Raw genomic sequence first — 9402 nt, 5'->3', positions numbered from 1 at the left:
CACTATGCGAATAGCCATTCTGAAAGAACGACATGCGGGCGAGACACGGGTCGCTGCAACACCCGACACGGTCAAGAAATTCACCGCAGCCGGCCATGTGGTCGCGGTTGAAAAAGGCGCCGGTCTCACCGCTTCCGTAACCGATGATGCCTATGCGAGCGCCGGCGCCGAATTGGGCACGCTGGCCGCGACGCTGAAGGGCGCTGACGCCCTCTTCTCCGTCCAGATGCCTGATGATGCGACCCTGGCCAAATTGCCCAAGGGCATGTTGCTCGTCGCGCATCTCGATCCCTATGGCGCACAGGAGCGCGCCAAGGCGCTGGCCAAGGCCGGGATTGACGCCCTGGCGATGGAATTCGTACCGCGCATCAGCCGGGCCCAGGCGATGGATGCGCTCTCCAGCCAGTCCAATCTCGCCGGCTATCGCTCGATCATCGAAGCCGCCCAGATCTATGGCCGCGCCTTCCCGATGATGATGACGGCTGCGGGCACGGTCGCTCCGGCCAAGGCCTTCATCATGGGCGCCGGCGTTGCCGGCCTGCAGGCGATTGCCACCGCGCGCCGCCTCGGCGCTGTTGTCTCCGCCACCGATGTCCGCCCGGCCTCGAAGGAACAGGTCGCCTCGCTCGGCGCCAAATTCGTCGCCGTCGAGGATGAGGAATTCAAGCAGGCCGAGACCGCTGGCGGTTATGCCAAACAGATGTCGCCGGAATACCAGGCCAAACAGGCCGAACTCGTCGCCGGCCATATCGCCAAGCAGGACATCGTCGTCACCACGGCACTGATCCCGGGGCGTCCGGCGCCGAAACTGATCACCAAGGCGATGGTCGAAGCGATGAAGCCCGGCTCTGTGATCATCGACCTGGCCGCGCCCAATGGCGGCAATTGCGAACTGACCAAGGCCGACGAGATCGTCACCCACCAGGGCGTGATGATTGCCGGCTTCTCCAATCTGCCCGGCCGTCTCGCCGCCGACAGTTCGGCGCTCTACGCCAAGAACCTCGCCAATCTCCTGCCGCTTCTAGTCGGTGAAGACGGCGCCCGCGCGCCGCACTGGGACGATGAAATCATCCAGGGCATGGCCCTGACCCGCGACGGCGCGGTCGTGCATCCGACCCTGGTGAAGGAGAGCGCGTGATCATGATGCGACAAACCTCGCCGCTGCTGCTCGCATTGATTGCCGCCCTGGGCGTCGGCCCGATGGCGGCTGCCGAGTCTGTTCCCCGAGCCGAAAATGGCCGCGTCGACCTCTTGACCTACCCGCCGCAAGGCCTTCAAGAGCCGCGCCTCGTTAATCGGGGCGAAGTCGCCTGGGTGGAGACCGTCCGGCCAGAATATGCGGTGCGCCTGCTCGATGATGCCGCATCACGGGTCCGTCCGCGACATGGCGCAATCATTCCGGCGGGAAGCCTGCTGTTCGGGATGCGGGTAACGCGTGGCTATGCCTATTGCCCGCGCATTGATTTCAATGCGCCGGTACGGCGGGTCCAATGCCTGCGGGATTTCAACGATGACGGCGTCTTCGATGGCGGTTACCTGACCCGCAATAGCGGCGTGAACACGCAGTTTCTGGCCAATATCGTCCATGCGCTCGATCGCATTGTCCCGGTGCGATACGAGGCTGTGGAGCCATCCGACGCGCTGGAAACAAGCTCCCGCATAGTTTTTGAACGCCTGCGCGGGGGCCAGGCCCAGTTCTCCAGATATGTCGACAATGAGAGAATTGTGACCAATCAGGCGTGCGAGCCCCTCGCGGACAGTCCCGAATTATGCAGTTTTCTCGGCGTGACCCTGCGTGTTGAACCGGTTGGCGATGCCATTCGCATCACCCTGATCGACTCGCCCGACATCCGCCAACTCAATGTCGTCATGACCAACACCGCCCTGCCGACGCGAAACTAGAGCCCTGAACCGGGGAGGAATAATCTTATGGAAGCCGTAGATCCCGTCATCTTTCGCCTCGCGATCTTTATCCTCGCGATCTTCATTGGTTATTACGTCGTCTGGTCGGTCACACCCGCCCTGCACACGCCGTTGATGGCCGTCACCAATGCGATCTCCTCTGTGATCATTGTCGGCGCCCTGCTGGCCGCAACAGCGACCGGCGTCACCGATGATGGCAGCGGCGGGGCCGGCTTCTCGCGCGGCCTCGGCACGCTCGCCATCGTCCTCGCCAGCGTCAACATATTCGGTGGCTTCCTGGTCACCCAGCGCATGCTGGCGATGTACAAGAAAAAGGAGCGCAAGGCATGATGAGATCCTTGTTAGTCCTCTCCCTCCTTGCGGTCGGCGCCTCGGCCGCCGGGGCCCAGGACCAGGCACAACCCCAGACCCGGACCAATTTGCCAACCCTTCGCAACCCGGCCATCCTCCGGCAGCTGACCGCAGAGCAGGATCCCGAGGTCGAGGACAACCCATCGGATGCCCCGGTCCTGAACCAGCGCACGCTCGAACTCTATCGCGAAGCCCAGGAAGCAGAGCAGCGCCAGGCTGCCGGTCCACGGCCCCGTTATTATGAGGTCGAGTGCAATACAGTGACCGAATTGCGCATCGACGTCTCGGATTTGCGGATCACCTGCGACCGGAATGATCCTTACGGGCAAGATTTTTACATTCTCTGGCTCGACATGGATCCCTTCCCGGCCCAGGACGCTGGCACCAATGAGGAACGCCGATGGCGCGCCGAACGCCTCGTCGAGGCGGTCAACATGACCCGCAATGATCCGGGCGCGAACCTGACCTTGATGATTGGACCACTGGAGTTGAACGGCGGCTTCCCCGTCCGTGACATCAACGGTTACAAGATCCGCTACACCGACTAATCGCCACAACCCGCAAGAGAGCGCCATGTCTGCAAATCTCGCCGCACTGCTTTACCTCCTTTCGGGGATTTTGTTCATCCTCGCCCTGCGCGGGCTGTCCAGCCCGGAAACCGCGCGCCAGGGCAATTTCTTCGGCATGGCCGGCATGGCGATCGCCATTGTCACCTCCCTGCTGGCAGCCCAACTCGATGGCGCCTCGATCGCCCTGATCATTGGCGGCGTGATGGTTGGTGGCGGTATTGGTGCGGTAATCGCGCGCCGCATCTCGATGACGTCGATGCCGCAACTTGTCGCCGCCTTCCACTCGCTGGTCGGCATGGCGGCCGTGCTGGTGGCCGCCGCAGCCCTGTTTGCACCCGAGGCCTTCCACATCGCAGACCCGGTCAGCGGGCATTTGCACAAACTCTCCCTGTTCGAGCTGTCGATCGGCACCGCGATTGGCGCCATCACCTTCTCCGGCTCGGTGATCGCCTTTGCCAAACTCAACGGCAATATGTCTGGCGCACCAATCCTCCTGCCACTGCGTCACGCGATCAATATCGCACTGGCGGCCTTCATCGGCCTGATGATCGCCTTCCTGATGGCGTCGGGCGGCGATGCCAAAATGGCCTTCTGGATGATCGCCCTGGCGGCCTTCGTGCTCGGCGTCACCCTGATCATCCCGATTGGCGGCGCCGACATGCCGGTCGTCGTCTCGATGCTCAATTCCTATTCCGGCTGGGCCGCCGCTGCTCTGGGCTTCACCCTGGAAAACACCGCGCTTCTGGTCACCGGCGCCCTGGTGGGTTCGTCCGGTGCGATCCTGTCCTACATCATGTGCAAGGGCATGAATCGCTCCTTCATCTCGGTCATTCTCGGTGGTTTTGGCGATGATGGCAGCGCCGCCGCCGTCGCCGGCCCGCAAGGCAATGCCAAACAGGGCTCGGCGGAAGACGCCGCCTTCGTGCTCAAGAATTCCGGCAAGGTCATCATCGTGCCCGGCTATGGCATGGCCGTCGCCCAGGCCCAGCACGCGCTGAAGGAAATGGCCGACATCCTCAAGGAAGAGGGCGTTGAGGTTTCCTATGCGATCCATCCGGTCGCCGGCCGCATGCCCGGACACATGAATGTCCTGCTCGCCGAAGCCCAGGTTCCCTATGATGAGGTATTCGAGCTGGAGGATATCAATTCGGCCTTCGCCAATGCCGATGTTGCCTTCGTGATCGGTGCCAATGACGTCACCAATCCGGCCGCCGAGGATGATCCGTCCTCACCGATCTATGGCATGCCGGTATTGCAGGTGTGGAAGGCCAAGACCGTCTTCTTCGTCAAGCGCTCGCTGGCGTCCGGCTATGCCGGCGTCGAGAACCCGCTCTTCTTCCGCGACAATACGATGATGTTGCTGGGTGATGCCAAGAAGATGGCGGAAGAGATCAACAAGGCGATGGGCTAGCGTGACGGTGACCATCGCTCCGGGCAAGGGAAGACCAATATGATGCCTGCTATGGGATGGTCGGTCTTTGCGGTCATGAGCGTGATTGCTGTCCTGCACGCCTATTGGGCCTTTGGCGGTCTGTGGCCCGCAGCGACGGAAGCGGATCTGGTCAAGACCGTGATCGGCATCACCCGGTCGCAGACCATGCCGCCAGCCCTGCACTCGCTGGCCGTGGCGGTACTGGTATTGGCGGCGGCCGGCTTTGCCCTGGCCCGCGGGGTTTTCGGCTTCGATTCCGTGATCTTCGTTCGCATCCCGCTCGGCGTCGTCGCCGTCATCATGCTGGCACGCGGAATCTATGCCTATCTGCCAGGCCTGTTCAGCCGCGCGAGCGAACCCTTCGCGACCCTGAACGCGATGTTTTTCTCACCCGCCATTCTTGTGTTGGGCCTTGCCTTCACCATCCTGGCGCTTGCTCCGACCGCCCGCTAATGGGTCATCTTTCGTTCAGCCGGGATGCGACAGGATCTCCCCATGTTCGCTGAACTCATCCTTCTCCCGCTTGGCCCCGTCGCCGAAGACTGCACCTGGAACGGCATCCCGCTGCATGGCGAGGTGCAGATCGTCGAGGGCTTTCCCGATATCCGCGTCCAGATCGTCGAAAGCTTCCCCGATCTCAAGGTCAAACAGGTCACCAGCTTTCCCGATAATTGCGGCGAATGGACCTGGGTGACGAGTTTTGCTGATTTCACGATCCAGTTCGTCGACTCATTTCCCGACATCAAGATCAAATACGTGGAGAGTTTCCCCGGCCTGCCCTAGGCTGGCGGCCATGAGCTTTTACCACGAACACATCCTGCCGCACGTTATCGGTTTTGCCTGCGGGCAGCCTCAGATCATGAAGAAGCGCTCCCAGATCGTGCCCCTGGCGACAGGCCGCGTGCTGGAAGTCGGCTTCGGTGCCGGACCCAACCTCTCCTTCTATGATCCGGCCAGGGTTTCCCACCTCTATGCGCTTGAACCCTCCGAGGGCATGCGGCGCAAGGCGGCGGATGCGATTGCCGCCTGCCCGGTGACGGTGGAGTTGATTGATCTGCCCGGCGAGGAAATCCCGCTCGAGGACGCTTCTGTCGATACAGTGGTTCTGACCTATACGCTGTGCACCATACCCGATGCCGAGGCCGCACTGGCGCAGATGCTTCGCGTGCTCAAGCCGGGCGGCAAGCTCTTGTTCTCCGAGCATGGCGGCGCACCCGATGCCGATGTCGCGAAATGGCAGCGACGCATTGAGCCGGTCTGGAAACCGCTGGCCGGCGGTTGTCACCTCACCCGTCATCCCGACACGATGATGCAGGCGGCCGGCTTCGGGATTGAACGGGTTGAGGCGATGTATCTGCCCAAAAGTCCGAAATTCGCCGCGTTCAATTATGCCGGCATCGCCGTAAAGGCCTGATCCCGGCTAAAGATCGATGCCGGGATCCTCGCCGGAGCGCAGCCAGCCGGTGATCGCCAGTCGCGGCGTGGTGACATAATTGGCCACCATCGAGACCGCATGCGGTTGCGGCACCTTGAACAGCGACAACGTGTTCATGCGCGGCACATAGGCGGCTTCGACATTGCCGTCCGGGTCGTAGAATTGCAGCTGCCCGCCCCAATCGCCCTGCCAGCCGGAGCTCAGACCGAGCACAAAGGCCGCGACGCGGTTCTTGCCGGCGACGCCATCATCATGCCGGGTGAGGAAATGGCCGCCGCGATAGCAGGTCAATTGCCCGTCGGCGAAACTGATTTCCGGCGCGTCGAGCACATCGCGCATCGCGCCCAGGAAAGTTTCACCATTGAGGAAGGCAAACAGCCTGGCCAGGACCGGCGCCTCGGCTTCAAGAATGCCGGCATGGGCCTTGTCATAAAGCGGATAGGTCTCATAGAGATACTGGAAACCGGCGCGCGCTGCCGCAGCGACACGCTCGTCGAACTCGGCGCGCTGGGCAGGGGGCAGATCGCGCATGGCCGCGGCATCGAGATTGAGATGTTTCTCCGCCAGCCGCGTCACCAGCAGCCATTTGGACACATCCGAGATCGCAGCCGTGAGCTGTCGCAGGGCTTTGGGCGCCAGAAGGCCGGAGATTCGCGCCCGGCCATCATCGCGCAAACCGGTCCGGGCCGGCTCAACGTCAAGCTTGTCGGACAATCGCATGGGCAGGGTTCAACACGTCAGCGCCGGACCACTTCGCCCGACCCGGCTAGGTTTCGCACACGGCCGCCGAGCCTGGCAACCGGATCAGGCGCAGCCGGCACACCGTGCCGCAGCCAGATCGATCTCCAGCCGCTTCGGATCGATCGCCTCCCCGCACTCGACACACCAGCCGTATTCATCCTCATCGACCCGTTTCAACGCCGCCTCGATCCGGCGAATTTCCTGGATGCGGCGAACATCAGAGGCGCGGGCCATCGCCTGGACCTGCATCGAGTCCAGCCGCGAGAGCCGGCCAATGGATTGCTGGTCGAGTTCGACCGGTTCGCGGTCTCCGGTTGAAGCCTCGGACAGGGCGAGCAGTTCGGCCTTCAGGGCCAGAAGGCTTGCGCGGGGGTCTTGCGCCATAAGATCTCACTTATCGTCATCATCGCCGGGCGGGCGATAGCGCAGGAGCGTCAGCATAGCGCCTTATGGCAGGGCAGGCGCGGTCTTGCGGCAGTCCTGTAGCAAATGGGGGGATAGCGACCTGCTCAATACCGGTAGCTTGGCACGACCGGTCTGCCTAGACTTGGGGTTCACTCCTGGGGGTCTCATGTCCGAAATCATTTTGTCGCTCGATGGCGTCTCGAAAACATTCAGCGGCAAGCCGGCCGTCCGCGATCTGAGCTTCACCGTCAGGCGCGGCGAGATCACCGGTTTCCTCGGCCCCAATGGTGCGGGCAAGTCGACCAGCCTTCGCATGGCACTCGGCATCCTCACCCCGGACGCCGGTGAGGTCAGCCTGTTCGGCGGCCGGCCACGCGCCAACGCTCTGGAACGCGTCGGATTTCTCCCTGAAGAACGAGGCATTTACCGCAAGATGAAAGTGATCGACGTGATCATTTTCTTCGCCCGCCTGAAAGGCGTCACGCCGGTCGATGCCCGCCGCCGCGGCCTGGCCATGCTGGAGGAATTCGGCCTCGCCGATGTCGCCGACAGCAAGGTCAAGACCCTCTCCAAGGGCATGGCCCAGAAGATCCAGATCATTTCGACCCTGATCCATGACCCCGAATTCATCATTCTCGACGAACCCTTTTCCGGTCTCGATCCGGTCAACCAGAAAGCCCTGGAACAGATCGTCCGCGCCCGCGCCGAAGCCGGCGCGACCATCCTCTTCTCCACCCATGTCATGGAACATGCCGAACGCCTGTGTGACCAGATCGTACTGGTCGCCAAGGGTCGCAAAGTGTTCGACGGCAATGTCGAGGCCGCCCTCGCCATGATCCCGCGCCGCGTCATTCTCGAGACGGTCTCAGAGCAGGATCTGGCGCAGACCTTTGCGCCGCTCGGCGAGGTCGTGCAGGAAGCCGGTGCTGCCGATGGCGCCCGGCGCTGGCTGATCGATCTCGGTCCCGGCATTGATGCCCAGGACGTGCTCAAGGCCTGTGTCGACGGCAATATCCGCTTGCTGCGCTTCGAACCGGCCCGCGCCCATCTGCACGACGCCTTCGTCCATCTGGTTGAAACCAGTGGCCAGTTCTCAAATGAAACACTTGCAGGGGAGGCCGTCTGATGCGCGCTATCTATCTCATCGCACGACGCGAATACCTCTCCTATGTCGCCACCTGGGGCTTCTGGCTCTCGCTGGCCTCAATGCCGATGTTCATGGCGCTGGGCTTTGGCTTGCCCATCCTGATCGAAAGCTCCCAGCCAACCCGCTATTACGCCCTGATCGACGAGTCCGGCGGCGCACTTGAGGCGGCCATCGAGAGCCAGCGCTCCGCATCCCGCGATGCCCGGGCCGAAGCGACCCGCGAAGCCACCGCCGAACTCCTCGGCGATAATCCCGCCATTGCCGCAGCGATCGCCGATGCGCCCGAACCGGCAGAGAAATACATCCGCGTCTATCCCGATGTAACCGATATCGAGACCCTGCGCCCCTATCTGCTGGGCGAACAGACCGTCGAGACGAGCGACGGGCCACAGCCCTTGTTCGCCGCCATCTATCTGCGCCAGGCCGCGGGCGGCGCGATCGATGTGGAGTATTGGAGCACCAATCTCACCGATGGTGAATTGCGCTCGGAAATCCGCCGCACCCTGCGCGAATACATGCAGCTCAATCGGCTGCTGGAAAGCGGTGTATCTCCTGAACTGGTCGCGGCTGCGGGCGAGCTGACGCCGACCGTGCGCGAGCTCAATCCCGAACGCAGCGCCGAAGCCGCCGAAGTCACCACGGCCGAACGCCTGCCGATCATTGTCGCGATCGCCGTCGCCTTCGGGCTGTGGATCGTGATCTTCTCGGTCGTCAACATGCTACTCACAGCCATGATCGAGGAGAAGGGCAACAAGGTGCTCGAAATGATGCTCGCCTCGTCACGACATCATGAAATCCTCACCGGCAAGCTGTTGGGCGTCGCCCTTGTCTCGACCACGCTTCTGCTGGTCTGGGGCGGACTGGCCGCGACCGTGGGGCTGGGCCTCCAGCAAATGCCATTCGCAGCCGAGCTGCCGCTGGGAGAAATCATGGCCGCGGTGCTCGATCCGGCCCTGGTCTTTCCGGCGATCGGCTATTTCATTATCGGCTATCTGATGTATGGCGCGATCTTCCTCGCCATCGGCTCGCTGTGCGAGACGCTGCAGGATGCGCAAACCCTGATGAGCCCGATGATGCTGATCATGATGGTGCCGCTCTTCCTGGTGATGGTGGCGGCCGATGCACCCGATTCGCCGATCATCGTCATCGCCAGCTGGGTGCCGCTGTGGACGCCCTTCATCATGCTGGCCCGCCTGCCCCAGGACCCGGCCCTGTTCGACATCATCGGCACGACTGTGGTGATGGTGGCGACGGCGGCGGCTGTGATCTGGGGCGCCGGCGTGATGTTCCGCATGGGCGCGCTCAACCAGGCCAATCAGGACACGGTGAAGGGCTGGTTCCGCCTCGGCGGCAAGAGCAAGCCGGGCTGAGGCCGGCGCCCTCCTGATTCAGAACGAAA

Annotated in this window: 12 protein-coding genes; 10 read left to right on the top strand and 2 right to left on the bottom strand. The window is 62.6% G+C overall.

Translation table 11 applies throughout. The annotated features are described in order from the left end of the window. Positions 1-4: 4 nt before the first annotated feature. The 8 genes from BLT42_RS05900 to BLT42_RS05865 are packed head-to-tail and all read left to right on the top strand — an operon-like array spanning position 5 to position 5689. Complete coding sequence (locus tag BLT42_RS05900; RefSeq protein ID WP_091768296.1) at positions 5-1138, top strand: Re/Si-specific NAD(P)(+) transhydrogenase subunit alpha; 1134 nt, start codon at positions 5-7, stop codon at positions 1136-1138. Between the two features lie 2 nt (positions 1139-1140). After that, positions 1141-1902 carry a hypothetical protein gene (locus tag BLT42_RS05895; RefSeq protein WP_091768293.1) on the top strand — a complete coding sequence of 254 codons (762 nt, stop codon included), beginning with the start codon at positions 1141-1143 and terminating at the stop codon, positions 1900-1902. Positions 1903-1929: 27 nt separating this feature from the next. Then, the gene (locus BLT42_RS05890; RefSeq protein ID WP_091768290.1) at positions 1930-2253 is read left to right on the top strand and encodes an NAD(P) transhydrogenase subunit alpha part 2; all 324 of its coding nucleotides are present in this window, start codon (positions 1930-1932) and stop codon (positions 2251-2253) included. Beyond that, positions 2250-2822, top strand: coding sequence for a hypothetical protein (locus tag BLT42_RS05885; protein WP_143024059.1), 573 nt, complete (start codon positions 2250-2252; stop codon positions 2820-2822). The genes BLT42_RS05890 and BLT42_RS05885 overlap by 4 nt, the downstream gene beginning before the upstream one ends. 25 nt (positions 2823-2847) lie before the next feature. After that, complete coding sequence (locus BLT42_RS05880; protein WP_091768284.1) at positions 2848-4254, top strand: NAD(P)(+) transhydrogenase (Re/Si-specific) subunit beta; 1407 nt, start codon at positions 2848-2850, stop codon at positions 4252-4254. A gap of 39 nt (positions 4255-4293) precedes the next feature. Continuing rightward, positions 4294-4728, top strand: a complete 435-nt coding sequence (locus tag BLT42_RS05875; RefSeq protein ID WP_091768281.1) for a DUF3995 domain-containing protein — start codon at positions 4294-4296, stop codon at positions 4726-4728. A 42-nt stretch (positions 4729-4770) separates the two neighbouring features. Then, entirely contained in the window at positions 4771-5058 is a 288-nt protein-coding gene (locus BLT42_RS05870) for a hypothetical protein (RefSeq protein WP_233342347.1), read from the top strand. Positions 5059-5068: 10 nt separating this feature from the next. Beyond that, on the top strand, positions 5069-5689 hold the full coding sequence (locus tag BLT42_RS05865; protein ID WP_091768275.1) for a class I SAM-dependent methyltransferase: 621 nt from the start codon (positions 5069-5071) through the stop codon (positions 5687-5689). 6 nt (positions 5690-5695) lie between these two features. On the opposite strand, the gene BLT42_RS05860 is transcribed toward BLT42_RS05865, so the two are convergent. Beyond that, positions 5696-6430 carry a 2OG-Fe(II) oxygenase gene (locus BLT42_RS05860; RefSeq protein WP_091768272.1) on the bottom strand — a complete coding sequence of 245 codons (735 nt, stop codon included), beginning with the start codon at positions 6428-6430 and terminating at the stop codon, positions 5696-5698. An 84-nt stretch (positions 6431-6514) separates the two neighbouring features. Then, a complete protein-coding gene (locus tag BLT42_RS05855) occupies positions 6515-6835 on the bottom strand; it encodes a TraR/DksA family transcriptional regulator (RefSeq protein WP_091768269.1) in 321 nt (106 codons plus the stop codon). 187 nt (positions 6836-7022) lie between these two features. Between BLT42_RS05855 and BLT42_RS05850 the strand changes: the two genes are divergently transcribed. Both BLT42_RS05850 and BLT42_RS05845 read left to right on the top strand, forming a co-directional pair. After that, complete coding sequence (locus BLT42_RS05850; RefSeq protein ID WP_091768266.1) at positions 7023-7982, top strand: ABC transporter ATP-binding protein; 960 nt, start codon at positions 7023-7025, stop codon at positions 7980-7982. Further along, positions 7982-9373 carry an ABC transporter permease gene (locus BLT42_RS05845; RefSeq protein ID WP_091768263.1) on the top strand — a complete coding sequence of 464 codons (1392 nt, stop codon included), beginning with the start codon at positions 7982-7984 and terminating at the stop codon, positions 9371-9373. The genes BLT42_RS05850 and BLT42_RS05845 overlap by 1 nt, the downstream gene beginning before the upstream one ends. The last annotated feature ends 29 nt before the right edge of the window (positions 9374-9402 follow it).

This window comes from Maricaulis salignorans, assembly GCF_900103475.1.
In the GTDB taxonomy this organism is placed as follows: domain Bacteria; phylum Pseudomonadota; class Alphaproteobacteria; order Caulobacterales; family Maricaulaceae; genus Maricaulis; species Maricaulis salignorans.
The sequence above is the reverse complement of the archived record's forward strand: the minus strand, read 5'-3'. Positions and strand labels throughout refer to the sequence as shown.